Below are 26,423 nucleotides of genomic sequence, written 5' to 3' on the forward strand. Positions count from 1 at the left end.
ACAATTCTCAACAAATCAGCGAAGCGCGAGGCGGCGCTCAAGGCGCGCAGCGAGGAAGCTGAACGGCCAGATCAGGCAGAAATACAGCAAGGCAACCACCGTCAGGATTTCCAGGGGACGATAGTAGCTGGAACTGAGCAAGCGCCCTTGATACATCACTTCGGTCACCGCCAGCGTTGAAGCCAGGGAAGTCACCTTGACCAGTTCGATCATCCGGTTGGTCAGCGCTGGCAGCATTCGCTGGCAAGCTTGCGGCAGGATGATCCGCCTAAGCGCCCGGGCCCGGGTCATGCCCAATGCCTTGGCACCTTCCCACTGGCCGCGCACCACTGATTGCAGGCCAGCACGGAAAATCTCGGCGCAGTACGCCGCGGTATAAAGACTCAACGCCAGCGCCGCAGCAAAGAATGGCGTGAAGCGCACCCCCAGCAGGACCGGGAAGGCGTAGTAAATCCAGATCAGCTGGATCAGCACCGGCGTGTTACGGAACACTTCGATAAAGGTAATGGCTGGCAGCGTGATGCGTCGCTGCGGCGACAGACGCGCCACCCCCAACAATAGACCTGTCGGCACGCCGATAAGCGCGGCGATCAGGAACAACTGCAGAGTGACCTTGAGGCCGCGCAACAGCACCGGAAGGTTGTCGATGACGATATGGAAATCCCAGTTGTAATCCATCTCAAGCGCTCCTTGCCAGCCGGCGTTCAAGGCGCTGGCTGGCCAGACTCGCAGCAAACAGCACGCTGAAGTACATCACTGCGATCACGCTGTAGACCTCCAGCGGTCTGAACGTCTGCGTGTTGATTTGCATGGCCTGGTAAAGGAGTTCGGCGTAAGCCAGCGAGGAAGCCAGTGCCGTGGTTTTGACCAGTTCGAAGCTGCGCTCAAGAAAAGGCGCAAGCATGCGGCGCAAGGCCTGGGGCAAAATGATTCGGCGCAGCACCCGCGCCTGGGTCATGCCCAACGCCTTGGCGCCCTCCCACTGCCCACGCTCCATGGAAGCGATACCACCACGCAATACTTCGGCGTAGAAAGCACTGGACTGGATGGACAGCGCGAGCACCGCCGCCGTAAAAGGCGACAGGCTGACCGGCGCCAGTACCGGCAGCGCATAGAAAAACCAGAAAAAATGCACGATCGCCGGGGTATTCCGGTAGAAGCCGATAAAGGCCATCGCCGGATAGCGCAGTACGGCCCGTGATGACATACGCAGCACTGCCATCAATGCGCCCAGCAGGACACCGAAAAACAGTGATACCAGCGCGATACGCAACGTCCCCAACAGCCCTTCAAAGAGCAAGCCGCTGTAGGGCAATATCGCCGAAAAATTCCAAGTATACACTCGTGTTTCTCTCCTGGGGTGATCCCCTTTGAGCCCGCGTAGCCACGCCGTCTCTAGCGGAAGGCCGCGCATGTTAATAGCTGGACGCAAATAGCCATAAATACCTGTTAAGCATTTGCATATTCATTTTTGTTCTAGCAATGCATCTGCCGCGGAGGTGCTTAAGCAGTAGCCTTTGACGTTTTGCACACTGGCATCTGTATGAGCAACGAATCACTGACCCGCACCCTTGCGCAATTCGCCACCGACCTGAAACTTGAGAGCGTCCCCGACGCGTTACGTGAGCAGATCAAACTTCATCTGATCGACGCGCTGGCCTGCGGCCTGGCATCGACGCGCAGCGAGCTGGCCGCCACGTTCCGGCAGCACTGTATCGAGGAATATGCCACGGGACCCTGCCCCTTGCTGGGCAGTTCAGTGCGTCTGGCACCCGTGGGCGCTGCGCTTTACAACGGAATGGCGATCAACGCGCTGGACCATGATGATGGCCTGGAAGTCGACGGTCGCGGCATGGGACATCCTGGGGCAAGCCTGGTCGCCGCGGCACTGAGCGGCGTCTGGCAGCGCAAGACCTCAGGCCGTGAACTGCTTGAAGCGCTGATCGCCGCCTACGAAATCAATGCAAGGATCATCATTGCCCTGCAGCCTGGCATCGAGCGTTTTCGCCAGGTGTATGGCGTGTGCCAGCATCAGGCTTTGGGAGCGGCTGTCGCATTTGGCAAGCTGATGCAGCTGGATTCCGCAGGCTTGGAGAATGCCATGGGCCTGGCAGGAACCCTGACGCCCTTGCCGAGCTTGCGTAAATACAACTGGGAATCTCGGCCATTGGTGTCATTCAAGGATTTCACTGCGCCAGCGGCTGAGGCCGGGGTTCGCGCGGTGCGCCTGCACCAACGTCACTGGGTGGGTGCCCAGGCGGTGCTGGATGGCGATCAGGGATTGTGGCGGATGCTGGGGTCGGACCGCTTTGACGCGCATCTGCTGACGGCCGATCTGGGCAGCAACTGGCTTGCGGCCAATGCCAGCCTCAAGCACTACCCTGCCTGCCGCTGGATACACACGGCGCTGGAATCCTTCGAACAATTGCAGCTTAGCCACGCTTTCGATGTAGCGGCGATCCGCGAGATACGTGTACTCACGGGGACGACCCAGGCACGAGACTTTATGGACAAGCGTCCTCTCAACGAAGTGGACGCCCAGTTCAGTCTGCCGCACACCCTGGCGTGCCTGGCCCTGGGCATCGCCAAACATGACTGGCATAAAGCGAGCACCCTGAGCGATCCACAGGTACAGGCTGCGGCGGATCTGGTGGTCGCCGAGGTGGATCCCGAATTGAATGCGCTGATGGCCGATACTCGGCGCCCTGCCGGGCAAGTGCGGGTGCGTCTGGATGAAGGAACGCTGAGTGGAATACGCCTGAATTACCCGCTGGGCTGCCGTGAGCGACCGTTAAGCAGTGCGCAGGTGGCGGTCAAATTTCGTCAGTACGCGCCATTGGGCGCACCCGTCGAGACGGTCGAGCCGGTCCTGGCAGGACTGTTCGCACTTGAGCAGTGCGAGGACGTAGGGAATTTGCTGGGGGGTTTGTTTCGCTGACCATGGATCAAGGTACGCGAATTCATTCGCGAAACGGTCGGCTTACCCGACCGCTATCGCGAATGAAGCGGTGCGTCGCCCGCCCCAACAGGGGGGCCATTTCAATTCAAATCGTTATGGCATGAGCGGCGGTATTGTATTACTTGGCCCACTGTTCCTTGATCACCGGCGGCACCTTGCTCGGGTCTACACCGCGCAGACGCAGAGCGTCCTCGTAATACTTCTGGGTGACTCCGCTTTCGTACAGCTTGGCGAACTCCTTGCCCACGAAATCCCGGAAGGTTTTGTCATCTTCGTAACGCACGGCACCACTGGTGCTCACCGACACGATCGGAGTTGGCAAAATCAGGGTGCCTTTGCGCACTTTCGCCTGCTGCAGCGCCAGCGCCGGGTGGAAGTAAGAGAGGCCATCGACACGTCCCGAATAGAACGCGGCAACACCTTCGTCCATGTTGGTGTAGCGCTCCAGATGAGCCTTCTTGAATTTCTTGCTGAGAATCAAATCCGGACTGCTGCCCTGAGTCACGCCGATACGAACATCGTCACGATCAAGGTCATCCCAGGTGGTAGCGGTCAGGCCGTCACGCAACAGCACGCCTTGGGCATACCAGAAGAACGGTTGTTCAGGAAAATCCACGGCCTTGCGCCGCTCTTCCGTGGGATCCAGCACCAACATCAGATCGATCTGCCCAGACTGCAGCGCTGCAACCGAATTTCCCCAGGTGGTCTCTACCGTAACCAGCTTGACGCCCAGTTCCTTGGCGATGTCCTTGCCCACGTTATAGCCAATGCCGTTCCACTGCTCGGTGGCTGGATCCTTGAAGAACCAGGGTTCACCCTGGGCGACACCAATACGCAGCTCGCCGGAATCATGGATCTGTTTCCAGGTGGAACCTGACTCGGCAGCCTGAGCGATTGATACGGTGGAGAGCAGCATCGCAGCAAGTACGCGCGCGTAGAAACCAAGAGACTTCATCGGGGTGGTCCTGTGAATGAATATTGACCCGTACGGGTGAGCAAATGATGGCAATTCAGAAGCCACATTCAAAAGAATTAATAATCAGTTTTTAATTACTTTTTTGCATATACCTTTCAAAGTAGCCCTCGTCGCATGCTTAACCGGGATAGCGGGTTTCCATCACCACCAATAGCGCATCCGGCCTCCAGAACTCCTGGTCGAATTCCACCGGCTGGCCTTCTTCGCCGAAGTTCAGTCGTTCCAGATACAGGCTGCTGGAACCGACCGTCAATTGCAGCAACTCAGCCTGATGCTCATCCACCGTGCCGGTATGCATGGCCAGTTCGCAGCGCGACTGAACACGCCCGAACCGCTCTCTCAGCAAGCTGGTGAGGGAGGTGTTCAGGTCCGCTTCGAGCAACCCGGGACACCAGCTGGCAACCAGTGCGTTGAATTCCAAGATTGGCGCAGGCCCATTCGTACAGCTCCCGTCCTCGCGGTCTGACTTGTCACGCTGAAAAAATCCCCAGTAACATTCGGTCATGACGCTCGCGACCGACTCCCTGCCTAACGATCCTCACGCTTGAAGGCTCTGGTCTCTCCCCAGCGGGCAGAGATTACGCGTTTGAACATGATGATCGCCAAGCTGTGTCGTATGCAGTTCGGTCGCAGTTCCGAGCAACTGGACGCGATGACTGATCAGCTCCAGCTGGGTCTTGAGGAGCTGCAAGTCAGCCAGACTGAACTGACACCACCAATCGAACCGCCCCCTCGCGCCGCAAGCCATTGCCCGTACACCTGCCTCGCGAAACTCACATCCATCAGCCTGAATCACAATGTTCTGGTTGCGGTGGAAAACTTCGCCCGCTAGGTGAAGACGTGTCAGAAATACTGGAATACATTCCGGCGCATATTAAGGTGATCCGGCATGTGCGTTCGAAGCCGGGTCGCCAACGGATTGCGGCCACACCTTCAGAATTCCAGTCATAAGGGCTTGGCGTCGACTACAACTGACCCGCCCCGAAAGGAGGGTTTCTATCCCCTCCGTATCTGAGCTCTTTATTCCACACGGCAGCGGCGCTTAACGTTAGCTCGATTCTCGCGTGATCGCGGTAGTATCTACCTCAGCGCTTCAGCCTTGACCCACTCCATAAAAGCCTGAATCTCTAGCGTCTTCTCTTTCCCTGGCGAGCACAGGACGTAATAGCCACCGTCCGTATCTAACTCATCCTCAAAGAGCTTTTGCAGCCGACCTGTATTGAGTTCATCCGAGATGTGCGAGGTTCTCGCCATCGCCACTCCTAGTCCTCGCAGAGCCGCATGTACTGCCATGGCGGTATAGGGTACGGCCAGTGCGCAGTTCAAGGAATTGGCAGGGACGTTGTACTTATCGAGCCAGTATTCCCAGGATGGCGAAGACACTGGCTGCCCGCTCAACGTGTTGCGGGCGCGCAAGATAAGCGGAAACCTCAAGATGTCCTCGGCACTGGCAGGAGAGCCCAGGGCGGCTAGCAACGCACCACTGCACACAGGGAATATCCGCTCGGCCAGGATGAACTCCGAGAACAGACCGGGCCAGCAAGCTGCTTGAGTCCCAAGTCTTATGGCAACCTGAACATTTGGATTATCGAAACGGGCAAACTCTTCAGTCCTAAGTTTGATCTTGATGTCCGGCCATAACTTGTAGAACCTCGACAAGCGCGGGATCAGCCAAGTGGTCGCGAAAGAGTCATGCACGAAGATCTCCAGCATGAATGCTTGTCGTTCCCCTCGTTCAAAGCGGTCAACAACACTGCTCATATCCTTGAAGAACACACGAATCACCGGCAGAAGCTCAGCGCCCTGCTGAGTTAGCTTTATGGCGCCGGAGCTTCTTTCGAATAGCTCAACGCCCAACAAGTCTTCCAGTTGCTTGATCTGATGACTGATTGCGCTTTGGGTAATGTGCAACTCCGCTGCCGCCTGGGAGAAGTTCAGATGCCTGACACAGGCCTCAAAGCCTCTGAGCGAAGCAATAGACGGGAATCGTCTCAGCGACATGAACGGACTCTCTCAAACAATCTCATGGGCGACAAATTCCTTTCATTACCACCTTGGCCAAACGCAACGGCAAAATGGCTTTGCTAATAATCTGCTACTTGTACTTCATGGCTTTCCCCATGAGCAACCGTTTCCCTACCGGCAGGACGTATGACGGACTCAACCAATGCGCAGGAAAGCCCACTCGATAACAGCGTATCGAGAAAAAAAACCTTGTTTGCAGCGTGCGCGGCCCACGCTATCCACGATGGGCTGAGCGACCTGGTGTATGTCTTCCTGCCCATCTGGCAAGAGATGTTCGCGCTCAGCTACGTCTGGCTCAGCGTGCTCAGAAGCTGCTATTCGCTCACCCTGGCCGCATTGCAGATTCCCGCGTCTTTGCTCGCGACCCGGATCAAGCCGCAAACCCTGTTAGTCATCGCCACCTTAGTCACTGGGATCGGTTGGCTGATTGCTGGCCTGGCAGGCAGTGCCATGGGGCTCGGCGCGGCATTGGTAATCTCAGGCATTGGCGCAAGTTTCCAGCACCCTATCGCTTCGGCTATGGTTACCAGGGCTTTCGGGCAAGACAGGAAGCGCCCGCTGGGTCTCTATAATTTTTCGGGAGACCTCGGCAAGGCACTTCTGCCTGCGTCCGCCGCGTTACTACTGACCTATACCTCTTACCGCAGCTCTATCACTCTGTGTGCAGCTATCGGCTTGTTCGCGGCACTGTTGATCTGGTCGTTGCTTAGGAAAGGTCGTGCCAGAGCTGATGACCAGCTCATCGATGGCAAGTTCGCCATGAAAGGCACGGACGCGCATATCAATCCACGAGCCTTCAATACCCTGTTGACTACAGCGGTGCTGGACAGCGCCGTCCGCATGGGCTTCCTGACTTTCCTGCCCTTTATTATCAAGGCAAATGGCGGCTCCCTGGCCCAGACAGGTTTTGCCCTCACGCTTGTGTTTCTCGGCGGCGCTGTTGGCAAGTTCGTCTGCGGCTGGATGGCGAACTCCCTCGGGACAGTAAGGACTGTAGTCGTGACTGAACTGGCGACAGCGCTGCTGATTGGTGTAGTGCTCTTTTCGCCACTCAGTATCGGGCTGCTGGCGCTCCCGTTACTCGGTGCAGTGCTCAATGGGACGTCGTCAGTGCTGTATGGCTCAGTGCCCGATGTTGTCAATTCACAGAAACTGGAGAAAGCATTCTCGGTGTTTTATACCGGCACCATTGGGTCGGGTGCGTTGGCCCCGATCTTGTACAGCTTCATCGGCGACAATCTGGGCCTGACCACGGCAACCACTCTCGTTGCAGTGACAGCTGTAATTGCGCTGATTCCGGTGGTGCTCTATTCGCTAGTCAGCCCGGGCGCTTTTCACCCGACCGAGGCTTAAAACAAAGAAGACCATATTCTGATTTAAGTGGTTTCGTTGGCGAAAGCGTCTACCAGAGCTCAACAACCAGGCCCAGTTAGCGCGGGATCGAGATTGCTAGCGGCAGTCGATTATCCACCACGAACCTCAGGAAATAAGCAGCCGATGAGAGAGTCGGCTGGCACCGGGCGGGCGGCCCGTGATGCGTTTGAACGCGCGGCTGAAGGCGGCTTGAGAGGTGTAACCGAGGTTCTGCGCCACGGTTTCGATAGGGAGCCTCTCCTGGATCAGCCACTGACTGGCGAGGCGCATCCTCAATTCGGTGGCATAGCGCAGGGGCGGCGTTCCGATTGTTGCCTGGAAGCGTTCCGCAAAGACGGAGCGCGAGGAATTGCACTCCTCTGCCAACTCCGACACTGTCCAATTGCGGCCCGGGTGGCGATGGAGCGCCAGAATGGCGCGGGCGAGCCTGGGGTCACGCAGCGCTGCGACCAAGCCCGATGCATAGTCACAGCCACATTCAACCCAACCACGTACGATCATCGCCGCGACTACATCGGCAAGACGCGCAAGAATCCCGGCGAAGCCGATGCGCCCGGAGCAGATTTCTCCTTTCATGGCGGCGAGTATCGGCATGAGCCCTGGGTAGCGATCGCTCATGGCATCGACCGCAATCAGGCCCGGCATCAGCGGCCCCAGCCCCTGCATTCCGCCAAGATCGAACTGCATACAGCCGTAAAAAAGAATGGCGCTGGGAATGGCGCTGGTTGTAGGGCACAGGTTGACGGCACTGACCGTGTCACCCAGAGGAGCCGACTCGAAAAAGCTGATGTCCTGGGTTGGCGCGTCCGAGCTGGACAGCAGCTGATGCGCCGCGCCCTGCGGCAGAAACACTGCATTCCCTGCGGACAGTTCATGCAACACGCCATCTTCCGTGCGCAGCACAGCAGAACCGATGGCGAGATAGTGAAAGTAGGCATGTCCAGGCCGGGCATTCAAACTTATGCCGAACGATGGACCGGTCTGAATGCGACGGTACTGAACGCCACGCAGGCGCATGCCGGTCAGTAATTCGCTGATGAGATCGGAAGATAGGGCGAAATGATCTGACATGTTGAATCCGGAGTTTTGATCAAAAGTTACAGACGATTCATCATAGATCATCCTGATTTTGATGCCTAGACTTGGGCTCGCGTCAATTTCAGGGAGGTATTTGTAATGAACAGCAGCGTATGTGACACCGGATCCAATGCTCAAGATGGCGTTGTTGGAGATGTAGAACCGAAAGCGCCGGCCTGGATGGCGGTATTCTCACTGGCCATGGGCGTGTTCGGATTGTTGACGGCCGAGTACCTTCCGGCCAGTCTGCTTACCCCGATGGCCACCGACCTGGGTGTATCCGAAGCGATCGCGGGACAAGCGGTGACGGTGACCGCCGTCGTGGCACTGTTTGCTGGATTGCTGGTGCCAGGCTTCACGCGATCGCTTGACCGGCGCACTGTGCTTTTAGGGTTTTCGGTACTGATGATCGCTTCCAACCTGTTGGTTGCCTTGTCGTCCAGCATGTGGGTGTTAATGGTAATGCGCGTTCTTCTAGGGGTGGCACTCGGTGGTTTTTGGTGCATGGCCGCGGCCGTCGCAATGCGTTTGGTCCCGGCCTCCTTGCTTCCCCGCGCGCTGTCGATAATTTTCAGCGGCATTGCAGTAGGAACGGTCGTCGCGGTCCCACTCGGTAGTTACCTGGGCGGACTGTATGGCTGGCGCTCCGCTTTCCTTGCAGCTGCGGCCGTGGGTTGCCTTACCCTGCTCTTCCAGTGGTTCACATTGCCGAAGATGGCGCCGCGCAGTCCGGCACGACTTAGAACTGTGCTGGACGTGCTGATGCGTCCGGGCATTGCTATTGGCATGTTTGGCTGTGTACTTGCACACACAGGCCATTTCGCCCTGTTCACCTATATCCGACCATTTTTGGAAAGCACCACTGGCGTTGGTACGGATGGGCTCGCTCTAATGTTGCTGGGGTTCGGGGTGGCCAACTTTGTCGGCACAATGCTTACCGGGTGGCTGATTGCGCGGAGTCTTAGCGTGACACTGGCGCTTATGCCTGCGCTGGTAGGGCTGGCAGCGCTGGCTCTGGTGTTTTTGCCTGCCTCAGTACCGTGGCAAGCGCTGTTGGTTGCGTTTTGGGGGTTGGCGTTCGGGGGCGTGCCAGTGGCGTGGTCCAACTGGGTAGCACGTTCAGTACCCGACCAGCCGGAAAGCGCGGGCGGGATGGTGGTGGCATCGGTGCAATCTTCTATCGCAGCGGGTGCCGCCGCGGGAGGAGCAATGTTTAGCTTCAGCGGCATCGCTGGCGTCTTTATAGCCGGCGGGATCGTGATGCTGCTGTCAGCACTGCTGATTGCATGGCGCGTCAAAATCCAACCGTCCCCACTCGGCGAAGCCAGAGGTCCGGCGCTGCATATCTAAGGCACTCATATCAGGACGCCTTACTTTTCCGTATCCCAACCGACAACGTGCCGACACCGCCGAGCAATGCCCTGGCGGTGCCCGCTGTTCGAATGTTCGAATGTTCGAATGTTCAGCCAAGGACGATTTGGTCTTTGAGCAACCACGCTTTTTGCAACGACGAGGGTCGATCCAGGTGTCGACATCAAAATCAATATCAATAAATCCCTCCGCCAGCAGGCCGACGCCGTCGGGTTACCCAAGGACGTGCGGAGCGCCACCAATAGCTTTATGCGGTGGGTCACTGGCACCAGGCTGGCCGCAGTGATCCAGGGATCCAGGCAACTGCTGCCCGTGGGTATCAACACGCCGTCATAGCCCAGGCTTTCGGCGGCTACGGCGATTTGCCGCATGTACTCGTTGGTAGCTGGGCGGCCGCTGTTGGAGCGCCCCAAATAACGCGTGTCGCCGGAAGTGGGTAGAAACCAAAAAATATCGAGACTCATCAACACTGTCCTCGCTGCAAGATGAGAAGTTGTTCCTGCCAAGGGGGAAGTGTTGAAATACTGTCGCCCAACGAACACGTGTGATGGTGCTCGCACTTTCAGCCCCGTTTTTGATAACACACGCGTAATCCCCCACCTGTCCAGCGGTTAGGGCTTTTGATCGCTGCAGCCTTTGTATAGTGCGGTGGTCAAAAAAACGGTGGGACGAAAACTTAAATAATAATTAGGGGCGTATACAGGTTTAGAGACTCGAAGAAGTTCCTAGCCAAAAAACCTGTCACGCTTAGAATTCGCTTTACAGATCGCGACTACCAAATAGCCAAATCATAGGTCAAATAAAGCCGATTATCATCATGATTGGTTGAATAGTCAGTACGGAAACTGGCCCCTCTGTACTCGACCCCCAGCCCTTTGAATGTGCCGCTTTGCACCTGATACCGTAGCGTAGAGTCGCGCTCCCACTCGCTTGCGGCGCGGCCCTTGAACTCGCCCCCACCGGCTTTGTAGTAGCGAGTCATGAAGGCGAGCCCCGGCAACCCTAACCCGACGAAGTCATAATCGTAACGAAGCATCGTTGTATGCTCGTTGGCTTGAACAAACTTGCCGACGCCCGCATTGGTAAACGAGTAGACCGAACCGCCATTGATGTACGGCAGAGACGTATCACCTGACACTTTCTGGTAACCAAAGCCGATGGCCTGATTACCATAAGCCAACGTCCATAGTCCACTGAACATGTTGGCGTCCACGTTTCCAGCCACGGCACCTCCGGCTTTATCACTCGCGAAATACCGGAGATCTGACGTCAGCGAAACGGACCCGATATTTAACGTGTGATTCAATCCAAAAAACTGCTGATCGTAAAAGTTTTCCATCTGCCCGTAATAGTATGAAACGGTCAGTTGCTTATTTAAGCTGTAGCGCCCGCCTGCAAATTCAAAATCGGCGCCTTTGGCTCCGCTGTAACCATTCGGCGTGAAATCCTGATTATTGGAAGAGTTGCGTAATTTTTCCTGATCAAGGTGGCCTGCCTGTACATACAGACCTTCAATTCCTTTATATTCGATCTGGCTGCCCTGAACGGTCTGCGGCAAGATGCGTCCGTCATTGGTAACCAGCACGGGAATCTTGAGCTCGGATGTCCCGTGGCTGAACATCGCGTCCTTGTAGCGGACTTTTCCTGTCAAGCCAAAGCTGGAGAAATTCGACGCCGCATGCCCGTCAGCGTTGACCGGTAACAACCCGGTGTTGGCATGTTCCGGGCTTGAGTCCAGGCGAATGGCAGCCAATCCTTGACCTTCCAAGGCAAAGCCGACAACGCCGGGGGTAAAGCCAGATTTAACATTCAACAGAAAACCTTGTGCCCACTCGCGACGGTCATTGGCGCCATCGTGGTAATCATCGTTAAAGTAATAGTTACGAAACTGTAGTTTGGCATGAGCGTCCTCCAGAAAACCCTCCGCGAAACTTTCCGGAACCAGACACACCATGAATGACGCACACAACAACTCACCGCGCTTGATAGCGAAATGCATAATATCCTCCAAAACCTTTTAGAATTTTTATGGCAGTCGGAGAGCCCGATAAAAAATGTGGATCTCTATTATTTTTCTAGACGTATGCCCTTCTGGACCGGACAATATTGGGAAATACACAAAGACACAACATTATGAGTTATGCGCATAGACCTATGCAGATCTGAAGTAGAAGAACCCAACGTATAGCCTGGCCGAACCGAGGAGTGACCCGGATGAACTTTAAGCAGCTCGAAGCGCTTCAAGCAATCATGGCAACAGGATCCACCATCGGTGCAGCGTCCCGAATGGGCCTGTCGCAATCCGCTGTCAGCCGACTTCTGGGGCAGCTTGAAGAAGCGCTGGGGCTGACGCTATTCGCACGAAAAAAAGGACGTTTGCTGGCAATTCCGGATGCGGCTGAACTCTTGGCTGAAATAAGCAAGGTGGTGGATCACGTTCAGCGAGTCCAACGGTTGGCGGACGAAATCCGGATCGGTGGCGCCAGAAAGACACTGATCAAGGTCGGCGTACCGACTAGCATGGCACAGCAAATGATGCCCCGAGTGGTGGCGGGCTTCCTGGAGCAATATGAAGACACCGTGGTCGAGATTGTATCCGGCTCTTATGGAGCTATAGAAAGAGCACTACTGGACCGCTCCGCCGACATCGGGTTTGTATCGTTACCTTGTGAACTGGCAGACTTTGATCTTGATTACACCGTCAATACCGAAGCGGTGTGCGTGATGCCTTCCGATCATCCCCTGAGCAAACAGCCCGTTGTTTGCATCGACGATTTACGCGAGACTCCTCTGATATTGCTGGGGCGCCAGCGCGCATTGCGGACGGATCTGGACCTTGCATTCCGAGCCGCTAATTTGACACCACAGGTCCGGGTAGAGGTACATTCCGCAGCCGCCGCGTGCGGGTTCGTGGCGCAAGGATTAGGGGTGTCAATCATAAATTCTCTGCTTGCCTCGCATTTCGACCAGTTGCCTATCGTGTCTCGCCCCTTCAAGCCGTTAATTGGGTACACATTCGGGGTGGCCTTTCGTGCCGATGAACCCAGATCCAGAGCGGTTGACGACTTTGCCAAACACTTCATCGCGTACTTGAGTGAACATGCCGCGGCTCGTCGATAACCCCATGAAAGCGCCGGAGATAGCTTTCTGATTGCGAGCCTAACTCAGACACGCTATCCGCCACTAAAAAACCATAAATGCATAGGGCTATCCTGATAACTCATAATCTTGCGAAACCGAACAACGTCTTGATAAGGTCCGCCCTGACTACTCAATAATAGAAAATAAGAACAGGAGACGGACTCATGAGCTTGATATTTAATGGCTTCATGAAATTCAAGAAAGCGTTGGCCTCCCGCCAGCTTTACGAAAAATAAACTGTACTTTTGCTTCAACTGCCCATGAGCCAGAACCCTGTTCTGTTTTATAAAAGTTAGCGCATTTGCGCCAGCAAGAGTGATCTACCATGACAGCCATCACTAAAAGCAGCACCCCTGTCGACGGGGAAATTTCTGACGACAAGCCCTCGACGTCCAACTTGCAAATAAATCCTGCAGTTATTTTATTGGCCATCGTCTTTCTGGCTGTACTGCTCACCTACATCGTCGATTCCGGGGAATACAAACGAACAGGCGAGCTCGTATTACCCGGCACGTTTCAACAACTTGAAAAAAACAGCTCCCCCGTCCATCTGTTCAGTGTCGATGGGCGTAAAGCAGCTGATGTCAAACCCGTTTCAATCATTGAAGGGCTCATGGCAATCCCCAAGGGACTGGTGAAGCAGTCCGGATTGATTTTCATGGTCATATTGATCGGCGGTATGTTTGGTGTGCTCAACAGGTCCGGGACAATAGATTCAGGCTTGACCCGGATGCTGGCGCTAGCCAGGGGGAATATCTACATATTAGTCCCCTCCATCATGCTGATACTTTCATTGGGCAGTTCGTGTCTCGGGATGGCCAAAGAATACGTGATGGTCGTCCCGCTGATGGTGGCCATGGCCCACAGAATGGGACTGCCTACCATTATTGGACTGGCCATTGTGGTCATCTCGGTCAAGATTGGCTTTCTTTCCTCCATTTCCAACCCCGTCGCGCTAGGTATTGCCCAGCCCATCGTCGGCCTGCCCGTATTCAGCGGAATGGGGATGCGCGCAGCTACCTTCGTTGTATTCATGTTGGTGGGTACCGCGTTCGTCCTGATGTGTATTCGCCGTACTGGAGTCGACGTTAGAGCCCATGTCATCAATGACGATAAACGTCTTTCCGTTCGACATGTAGTCACCCTCATTGCCTTGTTGGTAGGCGTGAGCTTTCTCGTATACGCGTCCAATACCTGGAAGTGGAAGTTCACCGAACTCAGTGCCTACTACATCGGGATGAGCATTGTCTTCGCGGCCATCAGTGGAATGGGCGCCACTGCAGCGGCAGACGCATTCCTGAGCGGGATGAAGAAGGTCATGATGGCGGGGCTTCTGATTGGATTGGCCACCGCGGTTGAAGACGTTCTTTCCACTGGAAAGATCCTGGATTCCGTAGTGAACGGCCTCGCCGGCATGATTGGAGGTCACAGCCCCACTGTTTCCGCTTTCGGTATGTTCTTTTCCCAGCTGTTTCTTGATGTATTGATTCCGTCGACTTCGGGAGGCGCTGCAGTAACGATGCCCATTTTTGGTCCGCTTGGCCAACTGACGGGCGTCACGGCTCAAACAAGCGTTTACGCATTTTTGCTGGGACATGGTCTGACCAACATGATCACGCCGACGTCCAGTGGCTTGTTGGTATTACTCGCAACTGCACAGGTAGGTTGGGGGCAATGGGCGCGCTTTATTCTTCCCCTGTTCGTTACTTACTTCTGCATCGCACTCGTCATGCTCGCCATCGCGGTCTCCATTGGCTATTGACTCAGCCGCCGTGTGCTTCGAACACGGCGCTTCAAAGGGTTTACTGATGAACACTACTTCCGTATCTGGTTTTGATGCACTGGAGGTCCTGCGTGATCAGAGGGTGACCGTGCGCGACGGCATTGGCCTGGCAACGGATATCTATTTTCCTCGCGATCGAAGCGGCGCACTGCCGGTCATTATCGAACGCACACCCTACGACAAAACCAGTCCTTCTCGATCAGAATTAAGCCTTGACGGCCATCTGCTGACCCGTGAAGAAATGGCGGCTCGTTTTGCGGCCGCAGGGTTCATTACGGTGTTCCAGGATTGCCGGGGCCGGTACGCATCAGAGGGAGAGTTCGTCAAATACCTGTCCGAAGGCGAGGATGGATTCGACACCCTAGTCTGGTTGCTTGAGCAGCCGTGGTGCAACGGCAGGATTGGCAGCATGGGGCTTTCTTATGCGGCACATACTCAGCTGGCAATGGCATGCCTGAATCCGCCCGGGCTCATGACGATGGTGCTGGACTCCGGTGGTTTTTCCAACGCGTACCACTGTGGTATTCGACAAGGCGGCGCCTTCGAGCTCAAACAGGCAACCTGGGCTTATAAACAAGCGCTGCAAAGTCCGGCGGCGCTGGCAGACCCCGCTGTACTCAAGGCGCTCAAAGGCGAGGATATTCGGCAATGGTTTACACGCATGCCATGGGTACGAGGCCAGTCACCGCTGCGCCACGTCCCGGAATATGAAGACTATTTGTTCGAGCAGTGGGGCAAGGGAAGTTTCGGTCCTTATTGGGAGCAGATCGGGATCAACGCCGAGCACCACTACCACAATGTGCCGGATATCCCGATTCTACATATGTCCAGTTGGTATGACGCCTATGTCGGTTCCACGCTGAAAAATCGAACCTCGCTCAGTGAATCCAAGCGCGCCCCACAACACTTGATAATGGGGCCGTGGCTACACGGTGATCGCAACATCACTCACAGTGGCAACGTCGATTTCGGCCCTGCTGCGGCGTTTGATGGCCATGTAGACACTGACTGGTTGACCTGCCGGATACGCTGGTTCGAACAGTGGCTGAACCCCGACGATGAACGCCGATCCAACGCTGCTGTGCAGGTTTTCCTGATGGGTGGCGGCACCGGTCAGCGCGGTCAGGATGGGCGGCTGCAACACGGCGGTCATTGGTTGACTGGCGACACGTGGCCCCTACAAGGCAGCCAGGAAAAGGTGCTCTACCTGCGCCACAACCTCAGCCTGACATCGCAGTCACCAACGGACACTTATGCGAGCATGAGCTACATCTGTGACCCAGAACATCCGGTTCCAACCATCGGTGGCGCGCTGACGTCCGGCGCCCCAGTGTTCTCCGGGGGTGCTTTTGATCAACGTGAGACGCCCGAGTTTTTCGCCAGCCAAGGCAACAATCTCCCGCTGTGCGCCAGGCCGGACGTGCTGTCCTTTCAAACAGAGCCGCTGGAACAAGATCTCGTTGTTGCCGGTCCGCTGTCGATTGAACTCTGGGTGGAAAGCGATGGGTTGGACACTGACTTCACCGCCAAGTTGGTCGATGTGTACCCCGCCTCTGCGGACTACCCACACGGCTATGCCATGAACATTACCGATGGCATCTTGCGTTGCCGTTATCGGGATGACTGGTCGACCCCCTCACTGATGACGCCTGGGAAACGCGTAAATATTCGGATTGAACCATTCGCGACCTGCAACCGATTTGCCAAGGGGCACAGGCTGCGACTGGACATCGCCAGCAGTAACTTTCCTCATTTTGACGTTAACCCCAACAGCGGTGAGCCTGAAGGCCAGGGTTTACGAAAAATGAAAGTGTTGAACAGTGTGCACATGTCCAAGCACTGCCCTTCCCGACTGATATTAACTGTCCTGGAGGGCCCTGAGCTGCCTCGATAACATCCTGACCTGTTGCATTGATTTGTAAGTTCCAATCACTTTTTTACCTATCGCCCTCTTCAACTGAGCCCTGTTTAACTGGGCAGTGAAGAGCGTTCACCCTCGCCTCGGAGTCAGCATGCGAACTGTGATAAACCAACTCAATAAGATGTGTGACGAACAACCTTACGTCACCGCCTGGTACTTCAAGAATCTCATTACTGGTGAAGTTGCACATCGCTTTGGTCATACCCCATTCGCTGCGGGAAGTACGCGCAAGACGTCGATTCTGATGGCGGCGCTTCGTGAAGTACATAGAGGGAATCTCGATCTGAATGAACCCATACTGTATGAAGAGCGACTCCGTGAGGGCGTGGTGTCAGGAACATTCAAATACCTGACACCGGGGTTCAGCATCAGCCTGCGGGATGCGCTGGTCCAGATGATTATCGTCAGTGACAATGTATGCACTCGAATGGTGTTGGAGCGTATCAGCCTCGCTCAGATCAACGACTTCTGCCAGTCATTGGATATGGGCAATACCTCCCACCGAAATACAATTCCTCGTCCCGACCTGCCCATCGACCACAAACTTGAAGAAGTCACCACTACGTCTGCCTTTGATCAAGGCCTGCTATACGACCTGATCCTCCAAGGCAGTGTGAACCCTGTAACTGCCACCTTGCTCGGTTGCTCGTCTGAACAATGTGCCTTCGCTCTGGATGTTCTCAGCTGGCAGAAGCTTCGTACCAAGATGGCCTCATTACTACCGGCGGATACGAAGATCGCGCACAAGGGAGGGACCGGTAAACGCGGTCGAATGGATGGCGGCATCGTCTTTCGTGACGGAGCGCCGCTGTTTATTTTCACGGGCTACACCGATCAGGTTCCGCTGGTCATGCCTGACGGACTGCCCGGCTATGCATCAGCGTTCTCGACATTGGGGCGACTGGCGCGAACCTGTTGGGATGCCATCCCGGCAACCGGAGCACTGACTCATGGATAAGGTCCTAGATAACAGCGCCACCGACGCCACAACGCCGGGAGAACTCTCATCCTCCTGGACTTCGGCCAATGTCGAAGACGGTTTCACCCTGGTGGCAGTGGGCGACTTGATCATTTCCGACGCCATTCATGCGCGCATAAGCCGTCGCTCCCCGGATCTGCTCAACGTGCTGAAAAATGCTGACGTGACCTTCGGTAATTTCGAAGGTACCGCAATTGATCTTCAGCAGTACACAGGCTACCCATCGGCACTGTCGGGGGGCTCCTGGTTGATCAGTACGCCCGTTGTGGCCGAGGATTTAAAGAAGATGGGCTTCAATCTGGTCAGTCGAGCAAACAATCACAGCACCGACTGGGGCGTTCAGGGTATGCGCAGCACCGACCAGCTGTTTCGTCGCGCTGGCGTTGTGCAGGCAGGGACAGGGGAAACACTCGCCCAGGCCAGCTCACCCGCGATATTGAGCACCGCAGCCGGACGGGTATCGCTGGTGGCCGCGGCCTCCCGTTTCGAGGCCGATGCTCGCGCCATCGATCCACTGGGTCAGATCCAGGGACGGCCCGGTCTGAACGCTCTGCGTACCACCCGATTCGTGCTGGTCTCCGACGAGCGCCTGCATCAATTGGCCGAACTGCGTGACTCTTTACCTAAAGGGATGATGCGACGCTCGGTGCTGGCGAGCGACGCGAAAAACCAAATAGTGACGCTGTTCGACACCAAGTATCGGGCCCGCACTCAACTGGATAAGGAGGTCGAGTTCTCGTTCACGCCGGATGAACGAGACAGGCTCCGTATCTTGCAGAGCATCCGTCAGGCCAAACAGACGTCTGACTTCTCGGTGTTTTCACTGCACACCCATGAGCCGGGCAACTATTGCGAAACTCCGCCTGACTTCATGCCGATCATTGCTCGCCAGGCTATTGATAACGGTGCCGATGCGGTGATTGGACATGGTCCGCATCAACTCCGGGGTATCGAAATCTACAAGGGAAAGCCTATCTATTATTCGTTGGGCAATTTCTTTTTCATGGAAAATCAACAATTCCCTATCACGCGGGATGAGTACGAAAAGGACCGCGTTGAACCCGGTGCCATGACGGAAGCCGAGTTCATGGAGCATCGCCGAGTACACGGCGTGTTCAAGGAGCAGATCTGGTACGAGAGCGTGATCGCGGTTAATAGATTCAGCCCAAGCGGCACTTTGCGAGAAGTGGTGCTGCACCCGGTGGAAATGCACTGGCAAGACGAGCGCGACGCAGATCGAGGCATTCCACGGCTGGCCTATGGCGCTGACGCCCAGCGAATACTGACGCGTTTGCAGCGACTCTCTGCGGCCTACGGCACGACCCTCAAAATCGCGGGCGACCAGGGTCTTATCCGGTTCTGACCGGCCAGACTGAAGGCGTCATTTCAGGGCGTCTCCAACTGCACAAGGCGATCTGAACGATCGCCTATCCACTCAGCTCAACCTTCTCCGATCCGCCCCCCTTCAAACCACCTAACGACAACAATTCCAAGACACGCTATTGGGGCCTACCCATGACCGAATACAGCTCGCAAGTGACCGCCGCAGCCGCACCCGGCAGAGTGTCGCCGAACTGCGCCGCCTCGGCGTCGTTGACATCGGGATGCTCGAGTACCAGAGATGCGAGGATTTTGCGGAACTAATCATAGATCGCGGGCATATCGTCGACCAGCAGGATGCGCCGGTTCGGTGTTCATCGCTTATTCTGCGGAGCATCAAGAGGGATATCGAGGGTGAAGGTTGCGCCCTGTCCAGCCCCGTCGCTTTGCACGGTCAAGCTGCCACCCATTTCCTGCGCGGCTAGCGCGCAGCTGTGCAGGCCGAAACCGTGACCGTCTTTGCGAGTAGTGAAGCCATGCGTAAAGATACTCGCCATGTGCTCTGGCGCAATCCCATTGCCGTTGTCGGCCACCGTAATACGCAGTACTGATCCGTCAGCGAGGAAGGCGCCGAACGTGATGCACGGGCTGCGATCGACCACGCCGTCCAACGCCTGCCTGGCGTTGCTGATCAGGTTCACCAGAATCAGCAGCACCCGGTGCCGGTCCAGCGACAGCAGGGGCAAGTCGGCAATTTCCCTGACCACCGTCACCTCCTGGCGTGCCAGTGATCCGGCACTCATGCGTAAGGCATCATCGATTAACTCTGAGACCGGCACTGTTTCGACGACACTGACGGTAACGGCATAGGACTGCTGGGCAGCGACGATGGTTTTGATGTGGTCAATGCCCTTGGTGAGTCGCTCGAGTTCTTCGATGATGCCCTGTTGCTCTGCCGTCACCACCTCCGCCAGCTTGAGCAGGTAGCCGGGCAGCATCTTTCCTTTGTGGTCGGTGGTGAGAAAATCGCTCAGATCATTGACGTGTTCGTTCATCAGCTGAACCACCTTGCCCAGCCCCTGGGCTTTGGAGGTGCGCATCTGGTTGCTGACCAGTTCTGCCGATACGTTCACGCTGTTGAGGACGTTGCCGACGTTATGCAGAACAGTACTGGCGATTTCGGCCATGCCCGCCTGACGGGATTTTGCATGCAGTTCGGTTTGCACCTGGCTCATGCGTATCGCCGCGCGTACGCGAGCCTTGAGCTCCAGCGGCGAGAAGGGTTTGGCGATATAGTCATCGGCGCCACTCTCCAGCCCGGAGACGCAGGCCTCGCTGCCGCCGCGGGCGGTCAACAGGATCACGGGTAAATGGGCGAAACCGGCGCTGGCTTTGATTCTGGCTGTCAGGCCAAAGCCGTCGAGCTCCGGCATCATCACATCCGAGACGACGACATCGATTGGTCGACGCTGCAGGAGTGCCCAGGCCTGCTCTCCATCAGCTGCGGTGGCGACGATGTAGTCGTTGTGCAAAAGTTCGCTGAGGTAGCTAAGCATTTCCGGGCTGTCGTCTACCACCAGCACCCTGGACTGCAAGGCGTGTTCCGGGGGCTGCCCGTCGTCTGCGCCTTCCGTCGAAGCTCGGTCGTTGCGACTGCCATGGCGGCCGTCGTCGAAACGCAGGTGGCGCTGCTCGGTCGTGCTCGTTGTGCTCGGTGACGATTGCTCGTGCATATTGCTGGCTTCGGTCGGCAAGGTGTTTTGCTCAGCCCCCAGCGGAAGTCGAACAAAGAAGCACGACCCCCGTCCGGGCTCACTGTTGACGCCGACTTCGCCCCCCATCAGTTCGACCAGATCCTTGACCAAGGCGAGACCGATGCCTGTGCCGCTGTAGTGGCGCGTGGCGGAATTGTCGATCTGGGAAAAACGCTGGAACAGCAGCGGTAGTTTGTCTGGCGCAATGCCAATCCCCGAGTCTTGCACCGCGAGTTCAAATCGCTCGCCATCAAGCGGAGTTACTGCCAGGTGCACGGTGCCGCCAGCGGGCGTGAACTTGATGGCATTGCTCACCAGGTTGAGAAGAATTTTCTCGAAGTGTCGGGGGTCCAGGAAAACCGTGCCGAGCGCGGGATCGATGCTGCAGGTTAAAGTGCAGCCTTTGCCCTTGGCCACCATGGCGGCATCCTCGGCCAGCACACCAACCGCCTTGTTCAAGTCAATTGGCGCCGGACACAGCTCAAACTTGCCCGCTTCGGCCTTGGAGAAATCGAGGATGTCGTTCACCCGGTTCATCAAGCGTAGCGCGTTGCGTTGGGCGCGGTCGATTTGCACACGCCAGTCCGCCGGCGGGATGGCCGCCGCCGAGAGCTGCTCCAGGGGGGCGAGAATGAGGGTCAGAGGGGTGCGCAGTTCGTGGCTGACCGTGGCAACGAAATCGCTCTTTGCCTGGTTAGCCGTCTCGGCCTGGTTGCGCGCCTGAATGAGTTCGACGGCCTGCGCCTCAAGCACCTCGGTCTGCTGGTGCAGCGTGTCGGTCCGTTCGGCGACCATTCTTTCCAAAGAGGCCTGGACTTGCTGTCGTTCGGCTTCGGCCTCGGCCTCCAGCACCCGGATGCGCAGGGCGTTCTCCTGGAACACCCGTACCGCGCGGGTCATGATCCCAATCTCGTCGCCACGTCCAGCGCTGGCGATCTCGGCGTTCAGGTCGCCGGCCGCAAGCCGGCGCATGACCGATGCCAGGGCCACGATGGGCTGCGCGATAAACCGCGACGTGCTCCAGGCGATGGCGCCGGCTAGCAGGATGGCGACGGCACCCGCGACCACCGTCGCAAGCATGCCGCGATCATTGTGGACCAAGGCGTCGGAGCGCGCTTCGCCAGCGAAGCGTGCAACCAACAGGCCGGCGCTCCGTGCCTCGTTGCGAACTTGGTCGCGCGCGCCGCTCAATGAGTTGCTCGCCTGATGGAACCTGGCGAATGCCGCCCGGTAGCCGGCAATCTGATCGTTGACAGTCAAGGGCGTAGCCTTGGCTTGCAGCCCCACGGTCGAAGGGAGAACGCGCGCGAGACGGGAGAGCTCGTCCAGGATGGCGCCGACAAAGCCGGCGACCTCGGCCGACGGTGACAGGCGAAACGACAAGGTCTGTGCCTCCAAAGTGGCAACGCGCTCGGCGAAACGCTTGGACAACGCGGCTGCATTGTTCAGCAAACCGGTTGCTGCCTGAATGTCGTTTGCGTCACGGGCAACGTGCTCGTCCACTTCATCCAACATCGCCTCGAGGCGCTCGGCCACATCCCCGACGGCGGCGAGATGCCGCAAAGCCTCACCTCCCCGGTGTTTGGGCGCCTCGCCAAGGTGCTCGACCGCCAGGCTGGCAGCAGCGACCGCCGTCGCCAACAGGTCCAGAATCTCTCCCTCCTGCGGCGTCCTCATCACCTCACGCAATTGCTCGACCACGGGTGGGAGTGCCGCGCAGGCGTTCCGCGCTGCAGTGGCGGCCGCCCCATCGCCGGTCACCAGCATCTTGGCCACATTGGCGGTGATGATCCGTTCGCCGTTGCGGAGGATATCCAGGATGCGATGGGCGCTTTCAATGTTGCTCACCCGCGCCTTGTGGTCAACGGCGCGGGAATCAAGCCCCTTCAGCCCATCGGCGATGCCCTGTTCGACGAGGATCGTCGCCTCTCGCATCCGGCCGTAGTGGGCTGTCATGTTCTCCGTTTCGCCATCCATGGTAAGGGTCGCCGCCCGCAAGGCGTCGATTGCCGCGGCGAGCCTCTCCAGACTGCCCTTGAGCGATTCCGCCTCAGCCGCCGGAATGGCGGTGAGGCCGGCGATAGCCGTCGCCACCATGCCTTCGGCCTGGAACAGGCTTTCCTGGTCGCGGGTGGCGATGAAGTTTTCCACCCGCCCGGTGGCCCCGTTGACCGACGCCAGAATTTCTGCGGAATGGCTGGCAGAATCCACTGCACGTACCATGCCTCGCAGGCCGTAGAGGTTCACTAGCGATACCGCCAGCATCAGGAACACCAGTGCGGCGACCGCCAGGCCAATTTTGACGGCAATGGGCCTGTCCCTGACTGGTTTGAATGTCAACATGGCGCCTCGCATCCCCGCCCGCCGCTACTGCTTCATAACCTCCGGCAACGGCGCCGGCGGCGCCGTGTTGTTGATGGCCGCGTCGATCATCGCCGCAACGGAAGCCTGGCTGTAGAAAGGATTGGCGGCGCCGCCCACGGGCATAGTGGCGAGCCAGGCGTCCAGGTCTTTCGCATCGATGCGTACCAGCGGCACCTCGACGAACTTCGGCACCTGCTTGCCCGCCAGAATCTGCTGGGCCACCCAGAAACCCACCTGGGAGACGCTCGGGGAGGCGGAGACCGAGACGGTCTCGTAGCCATTGGCATCGCGTTCCTGTTTCCACAGGGCGAGTTCGTCTTGACGGTTCCCCATCACGATGATCGGCAAAGGGCGTCCCGCCGCCTTGAACGCCATGGCCGCTCCATAACCGTCGCCCCCCTGAGTAGCGACGGCATCAATGCTGGGCAGAGACGGCAGCGCCAGCGCCACCTCCTTGCGGGCGACGGAAGCCGTCCAGTTCCCGTACACGGTCTTGACGAACCTCAGGCCCGGATAGTCGCTGGCGGCCTTGCGAATGCCGTCGCTGATGTTTTTATCGGTGGCATCGCCAGCGATGCCGCGGATCTCTAGCAGCGTTCCGTTCCCCTTGAGACGCTCGGCGACATAATCCATTTCCACGCGGCCCATGGCGGACCAATTGTAGTCCACGGTATAGGCGCAGCGTTCGGTGACCAGGCTGGCCATGACCACCACCACAATACCAGCGTTGCAGGCATCGCGGATCACCCCGTTGAGGGCCGTGTCGGACGCGGCCAGGATGACGATGGCGTTGACGCCGTTGACGATCATGTCCTGGATATGGGCCGCTTGTTCCGACGCCGAGTTATTGGCGCTGACCACCGGGGCCTCCCGGATCAAGCCATCCTTTTGCGCCTGGACCGCAATCTCTTGCCAGTTGCGCACCATCACCTTGCGGAAATCGCTGCCCGCGTAGGAGTTGCTGAAGGCAATGCTATGACTTGCGGTAGGATCGCCGGCGATGCCGCCGGCGGCAGCCTGGGCTGGATTGGCAGCAACCATCGCCAGCCCGGTCACGCAGCCGGCGAAGCGCCACAAGATTTTGTGGATCGGTTTAGTGTTCATGCTGTTCTCCATCGTGCTTGGGATTTACCAACAGCAATCCACCTGCACCTGCCGACAGCCTGGATCAACGGCCTGGTCTGGTTGGAGCAGTCGGCCTGCAGATTGGAGATCGTCGACCATGTGATGTTTGGCGCAGGCATTGAGCATCTCCCTGTATGGCGCGTGCTAAGGCTTGGGCATACGCGGCCAGACCGAGAGTCTTGCGGAAATTCTCACGAACTGAAGATGTGTCGCCCAATGATCAACATGCCCCGATGGACACGTGTTACCAGACTGCTCATTCGGTCGTTCCAATAGAACCGGGCATGAAGGACCAGACACATACACCCTCCTTTCCTTGGCGGCCGACCATTGAAACCAGTACATTGCCTGCAGTGGCAATGAGCATAGTATCAAAGTGCCCTCTTCGCGCGCGGCCATGGAGGATTTCAGCCAGCTGAGCGACCCACAACGTCACACCGGCTACGACACCTGGGTGGGCGAGCCCGGCATCAAGCTTTCGGGCGACTGGCGCCAGCGTGTCGCGATTTCCGGAGCGAGGCTCAAGAACGCCCCGATCCTGCTACTTGACGAGGCTACCAGCGCCCTGGATTCGGAAGTCGAAGTCGCCATCCAGGCGCGGCTATCGATCATGATCGTCAAAGAAATGCGCCAGCGCGCTCCAGGCATAGGGATTCAATGGAAGAACGCCTGCGTTATTGGAGTCACCACCGGACCGTGTGTCCGCTTTTGCCCAGAGTAGGTAAAAGCGATTTCGCCAACCCTTGCTATGATTTCTGAGATTTCATCGTAGGGATTGCCCATGAAGGTGAACATCGAGGCCAAGGCACCTTCCTCCCGGAGAGCCTAAAGAATTCGCTAAGGGTCTCCGGTCATTCGTAGGCATGCTGGGTTGATGTGTTCCTGGTCAAGCCCAGATGCAATTCCCGGTTGACCTATCGAAACGCTATCGGCCTAAAAATGCTCAAGGGCGAGGTAATGGACGAGGGGACTGATTGTTTCTCAACGTCGTCTTACATACTCGCATCACGCGTGGTGCGGCTAGTCGAGCCGCCCACCATTTTCCCGTGCGTGCTTGATGTCTCTCGAGGGTGGGGCTCCGAAACGTCGGGCATATTCGCGACTGAACTGGGCGACGCTTTCATAGCCGACCCGCAACGCGGCGGTGTTCACGTCTACCCGCTCGGTCAACATAAGGCTACGCGCGGCTTGCAGCCGTAGCGATTTTTGATACTGAATGGGGCTGGTGCCTGTCAGCTTGCGAAAGCGGTGATGCAGCGTAGAGCTGGCCATTCCTGATCGTTCGGCGAGGTCGGCCACTTGCAACGGTTTATCGTAGTGATATTTTAGCCATTCAACGGCTCTCACGACGCCCTTGTCTCTGTAACCATCGCGAGTGACGCTGCGCAACAAATGCCCCGCTTCACTGAGCAGCAGCCTAACGCATATCTCGCGCTTGATAAGGCCCGACATCAAGCCTGCTTCAAGCGGCCGTTCGATCAGCGTGGAGAGTCGAGCGAACGCATCGAGCATCTCACTCGTCGCCACACCGGATACGAAGCCCCGCGGCTCAGTAGCCAGTTCCAGCTTTGGCGGTTCCAGGGTCAGGATCACCTCATTGAGCATGGAAAAATCGAGCTTCAACACAACTGATAAATAAGGGGTTTGCTCGTTAGCCGCAGTAACGCGAGCCAGTGTCGGTATATCGACCGAAGTGACGAAAAACGCCCCTTGTGCGAACCCACAGGGCTCCTCGCCGAACGTGATCTCCTTCGCGCCCTGCAGAATGATGGCCACGCAAGGCTCATAAATGCAGTACGCGGGCGTACCTAGCTCGGCTAATCGATAAAAGGTCAAGCCTGGAATCGACGTTGTGCAAACCTCGTTCAACCCAATCTGCACGGTGACTTTTTCGATAAGCCGTCTGAGTGCCTGGAGGCGCTCGTTGGGCTGAGCGGGCTCGCGCACGCTAAGGGATGGCATATGGCTGAAACCGAACTGCGAGAGGGAAGCGCTCGTCATCACATGCATCCTGTTAACGGAATATTCGAGTCTGCTGAGAATGTGTGTCTAGCACAAGCGTATCGGCAGGATTGTGCACAAAATACGGCGAATTAGGGTCACTTGGCTAAGCCTGGTTGCTCTAATTTGTATTACGAATACCGGCTTCGATGAGCCCGTGAAACCTGAGTCGCGAAAGGAAAGTGGGATGGACAGACGAAATTTTCTTGCCTATTCGGCGGCTGGTGCTGTTGCTGCCGCCTGGCTGCCAGCA

At 57.1% G+C, this 26,423-nt stretch carries 17 protein-coding genes and 4 pseudogenes; 10 read left to right on the plus strand and 11 right to left on the minus strand.

Annotation, left to right across the window (positions count from 1 at the left end):
- Window positions 1-15 precede the first annotated feature (15 nt).
- Both AFK24_RS25660 and AFK24_RS25665 read right to left on the minus strand, forming a co-directional pair.
- Window positions 16-678: an amino acid ABC transporter permease gene (locus AFK24_RS25660; RefSeq protein ID WP_065835895.1), complete on the minus strand. Its 663-nt coding sequence runs from the start codon at window positions 676-678 to the stop codon at window positions 16-18.
- A gap of 1 nt (window position 679) precedes the next feature.
- The gene (locus tag AFK24_RS25665) at window positions 680-1,342 is read right to left on the minus strand and encodes an amino acid ABC transporter permease (RefSeq protein WP_065835896.1); all 663 of its coding nucleotides are present in this window, start codon (window positions 1,340-1,342) and stop codon (window positions 680-682) included.
- A gap of 201 nt (window positions 1,343-1,543) precedes the next feature.
- Between AFK24_RS25665 and AFK24_RS25670 the strand changes: the two genes are divergently transcribed.
- The gene (locus AFK24_RS25670; protein WP_065835897.1) at window positions 1,544-2,938 is read left to right on the plus strand and encodes an MmgE/PrpD family protein; all 1,395 of its coding nucleotides are present in this window, start codon (window positions 1,544-1,546) and stop codon (window positions 2,936-2,938) included.
- Between the two features lie 139 nt (window positions 2,939-3,077).
- On the opposite strand, the gene AFK24_RS25675 is transcribed toward AFK24_RS25670, so the two are convergent.
- Entirely contained in the window at window positions 3,078-3,914 is an 837-nt protein-coding gene (locus AFK24_RS25675; RefSeq protein ID WP_065835898.1) for a transporter substrate-binding domain-containing protein, read from the minus strand.
- Window positions 3,915-4,053: 139 nt separating this feature from the next.
- Window positions 4,054-4,359, minus strand: a pseudogene (locus AFK24_RS25680) (UTRA domain-containing protein); the annotation flags it as partial.
- A 79-nt stretch (window positions 4,360-4,438) separates the two neighbouring features.
- Between AFK24_RS25680 and AFK24_RS30250 the strand changes: the two are divergent.
- Window positions 4,439-4,838 (plus strand): annotated as a pseudogene (locus AFK24_RS30250) (IS66 family transposase zinc-finger binding domain-containing protein); the annotation flags it as partial.
- 177 nt (window positions 4,839-5,015) lie between these two features.
- Here AFK24_RS30250 and AFK24_RS25690 read toward each other — a convergent pair.
- Window positions 5,016-5,936, minus strand: coding sequence for a LysR substrate-binding domain-containing protein (locus AFK24_RS25690; protein ID WP_080482303.1), 921 nt, complete (start codon window positions 5,934-5,936; stop codon window positions 5,016-5,018).
- Between the two features lie 150 nt (window positions 5,937-6,086).
- Between AFK24_RS25690 and AFK24_RS25695 the strand changes: the two genes are divergently transcribed.
- A complete protein-coding gene (locus AFK24_RS25695) occupies window positions 6,087-7,313 on the plus strand; it encodes an MFS transporter (protein ID WP_065835900.1) in 1,227 nt (408 codons plus the stop codon).
- Between the two features lie 126 nt (window positions 7,314-7,439).
- On the opposite strand, the gene AFK24_RS25700 is transcribed toward AFK24_RS25695, so the two are convergent.
- Window positions 7,440-8,405: an AraC family transcriptional regulator gene (locus AFK24_RS25700; RefSeq protein WP_065836003.1), complete on the minus strand. Its 966-nt coding sequence runs from the start codon at window positions 8,403-8,405 to the stop codon at window positions 7,440-7,442.
- Window positions 8,406-8,510: 105 nt separating this feature from the next.
- On the opposite strand from AFK24_RS25700, the gene AFK24_RS25705 reads away from it, so the two are divergent.
- A complete protein-coding gene (locus tag AFK24_RS25705) occupies window positions 8,511-9,761 on the plus strand; it encodes an MFS transporter (RefSeq protein WP_065835901.1) in 1,251 nt (416 codons plus the stop codon).
- A gap of 218 nt (window positions 9,762-9,979) precedes the next feature.
- On the opposite strand, the pseudogene AFK24_RS30255 reads toward AFK24_RS25705, so the two are convergent.
- Window positions 9,980-10,246 (minus strand): annotated as a pseudogene (locus AFK24_RS30255) (LLM class flavin-dependent oxidoreductase); the annotation flags it as partial.
- Window positions 10,247-10,554: 308 nt separating this feature from the next.
- Window positions 10,555-11,781, minus strand: coding sequence for an OprD family porin (locus tag AFK24_RS25715; RefSeq protein ID WP_065835903.1), 1,227 nt, complete (start codon window positions 11,779-11,781; stop codon window positions 10,555-10,557).
- Window positions 11,782-11,996: 215 nt separating this feature from the next.
- Between AFK24_RS25715 and AFK24_RS25720 the strand changes: the two genes are divergently transcribed.
- The 5 genes from AFK24_RS25720 (at window position 11,997) to AFK24_RS25740 (ending at window position 18,969) form a co-directional block, all read left to right on the plus strand.
- Window positions 11,997-12,902, plus strand: a complete 906-nt coding sequence (locus tag AFK24_RS25720) for a LysR family transcriptional regulator (RefSeq protein ID WP_065835904.1) — start codon at window positions 11,997-11,999, stop codon at window positions 12,900-12,902.
- Window positions 12,903-13,248: 346 nt separating this feature from the next.
- The gene (locus tag AFK24_RS25725) at window positions 13,249-14,685 is read left to right on the plus strand and encodes a YfcC family protein (protein WP_065835905.1); all 1,437 of its coding nucleotides are present in this window, start codon (window positions 13,249-13,251) and stop codon (window positions 14,683-14,685) included.
- A gap of 46 nt (window positions 14,686-14,731) precedes the next feature.
- Window positions 14,732-16,600, plus strand: a complete 1,869-nt coding sequence (locus AFK24_RS25730; RefSeq protein ID WP_065835906.1) for a CocE/NonD family hydrolase — start codon at window positions 14,732-14,734, stop codon at window positions 16,598-16,600.
- A 118-nt stretch (window positions 16,601-16,718) separates the two neighbouring features.
- Window positions 16,719-17,585, plus strand: coding sequence for a serine hydrolase (locus AFK24_RS25735; protein ID WP_065835907.1), 867 nt, complete (start codon window positions 16,719-16,721; stop codon window positions 17,583-17,585).
- Window positions 17,578-18,969, plus strand: a complete 1,392-nt coding sequence (locus tag AFK24_RS25740) for a CapA family protein (RefSeq protein ID WP_065835908.1) — start codon at window positions 17,578-17,580, stop codon at window positions 18,967-18,969. Before AFK24_RS25735 ends, AFK24_RS25740 begins: the two co-directional genes overlap by 8 nt.
- A gap of 331 nt (window positions 18,970-19,300) precedes the next feature.
- On the opposite strand, the gene AFK24_RS25745 is transcribed toward AFK24_RS25740, so the two are convergent.
- Complete coding sequence (locus AFK24_RS25745) at window positions 19,301-23,023, minus strand: ATP-binding protein (protein ID WP_065836004.1); 3,723 nt, start codon at window positions 23,021-23,023, stop codon at window positions 19,301-19,303.
- Between the two features lie 24 nt (window positions 23,024-23,047).
- The gene (locus AFK24_RS25750) at window positions 23,048-24,148 is read right to left on the minus strand and encodes an ABC transporter substrate-binding protein (RefSeq protein WP_139110573.1); all 1,101 of its coding nucleotides are present in this window, start codon (window positions 24,146-24,148) and stop codon (window positions 23,048-23,050) included.
- A 427-nt stretch (window positions 24,149-24,575) separates the two neighbouring features.
- Between AFK24_RS25750 and AFK24_RS31705 the strand changes: the two are divergent.
- Window positions 24,576-24,785 (plus strand): annotated as a pseudogene (locus AFK24_RS31705) (ATP-binding cassette domain-containing protein); the annotation flags it as partial.
- 404 nt (window positions 24,786-25,189) lie between these two features.
- On the opposite strand, the gene AFK24_RS25760 reads toward AFK24_RS31705, so the two are convergent.
- Window positions 25,190-26,170: an AraC family transcriptional regulator gene (locus tag AFK24_RS25760; RefSeq protein ID WP_065835911.1), complete on the minus strand. Its 981-nt coding sequence runs from the start codon at window positions 26,168-26,170 to the stop codon at window positions 25,190-25,192.
- Window positions 26,171-26,423: the final 253 nt, after the last annotated feature.

The sequence above is a fragment of the Pseudomonas syringae genome (assembly GCF_001698815.1).
GTDB lineage: Bacteria > Pseudomonadota > Gammaproteobacteria > Pseudomonadales > Pseudomonadaceae > Aquipseudomonas > Aquipseudomonas syringae_A.

Bases quoted from the DNA above. Each gene is read 5' to 3' on its own strand.
- AFK24_RS25715 (WP_065835903.1), bottom strand. From the start codon at position 11,781: ATGCATTTCGCTATCAAGCGCGGTGAGTTGTTGTGTGCGTCATTCATG.
- AFK24_RS25735 (WP_065835907.1), top strand. From the start codon at position 16,719: ATGCGAACTGTGATAAACCAACTCAATAAGATGTGTGACGAACAACCT.
- AFK24_RS25700 (WP_065836003.1), bottom strand. From the start codon at position 8,405: ATGTCAGATCATTTCGCCCTATCTTCCGATCTCATCAGCGAATTACTG.
- AFK24_RS25695 (WP_065835900.1), top strand. From the start codon at position 6,087: ATGACGGACTCAACCAATGCGCAGGAAAGCCCACTCGATAACAGCGTA.
- AFK24_RS25705 (WP_065835901.1), top strand. From the start codon at position 8,511: ATGAACAGCAGCGTATGTGACACCGGATCCAATGCTCAAGATGGCGTT.
- AFK24_RS25725 (WP_065835905.1), top strand. From the start codon at position 13,249: ATGACAGCCATCACTAAAAGCAGCACCCCTGTCGACGGGGAAATTTCT.
- AFK24_RS25660 (WP_065835895.1), bottom strand. From the start codon at position 678: ATGGATTACAACTGGGATTTCCATATCGTCATCGACAACCTTCCGGTG.
- AFK24_RS25720 (WP_065835904.1), top strand. From the start codon at position 11,997: ATGAACTTTAAGCAGCTCGAAGCGCTTCAAGCAATCATGGCAACAGGA.
- AFK24_RS25740 (WP_065835908.1), top strand. From the start codon at position 17,578: ATGGATAAGGTCCTAGATAACAGCGCCACCGACGCCACAACGCCGGGA.
- AFK24_RS25760 (WP_065835911.1), bottom strand. From the start codon at position 26,170: ATGACGAGCGCTTCCCTCTCGCAGTTCGGTTTCAGCCATATGCCATCC.
- AFK24_RS25675 (WP_065835898.1), bottom strand. From the start codon at position 3,914: ATGAAGTCTCTTGGTTTCTACGCGCGCGTACTTGCTGCGATGCTGCTC.
- AFK24_RS25730 (WP_065835906.1), top strand. From the start codon at position 14,732: ATGAACACTACTTCCGTATCTGGTTTTGATGCACTGGAGGTCCTGCGT.
- AFK24_RS25670 (WP_065835897.1), top strand. From the start codon at position 1,544: ATGAGCAACGAATCACTGACCCGCACCCTTGCGCAATTCGCCACCGAC.
- AFK24_RS25690 (WP_080482303.1), bottom strand. From the start codon at position 5,936: ATGTCGCTGAGACGATTCCCGTCTATTGCTTCGCTCAGAGGCTTTGAG.
- AFK24_RS25745 (WP_065836004.1), bottom strand. From the start codon at position 23,023: ATGTTGACATTCAAACCAGTCAGGGACAGGCCCATTGCCGTCAAAATT.
- AFK24_RS25750 (WP_139110573.1), bottom strand. From the start codon at position 24,148: ATGAACACTAAACCGATCCACAAAATCTTGTGGCGCTTCGCCGGCTGC.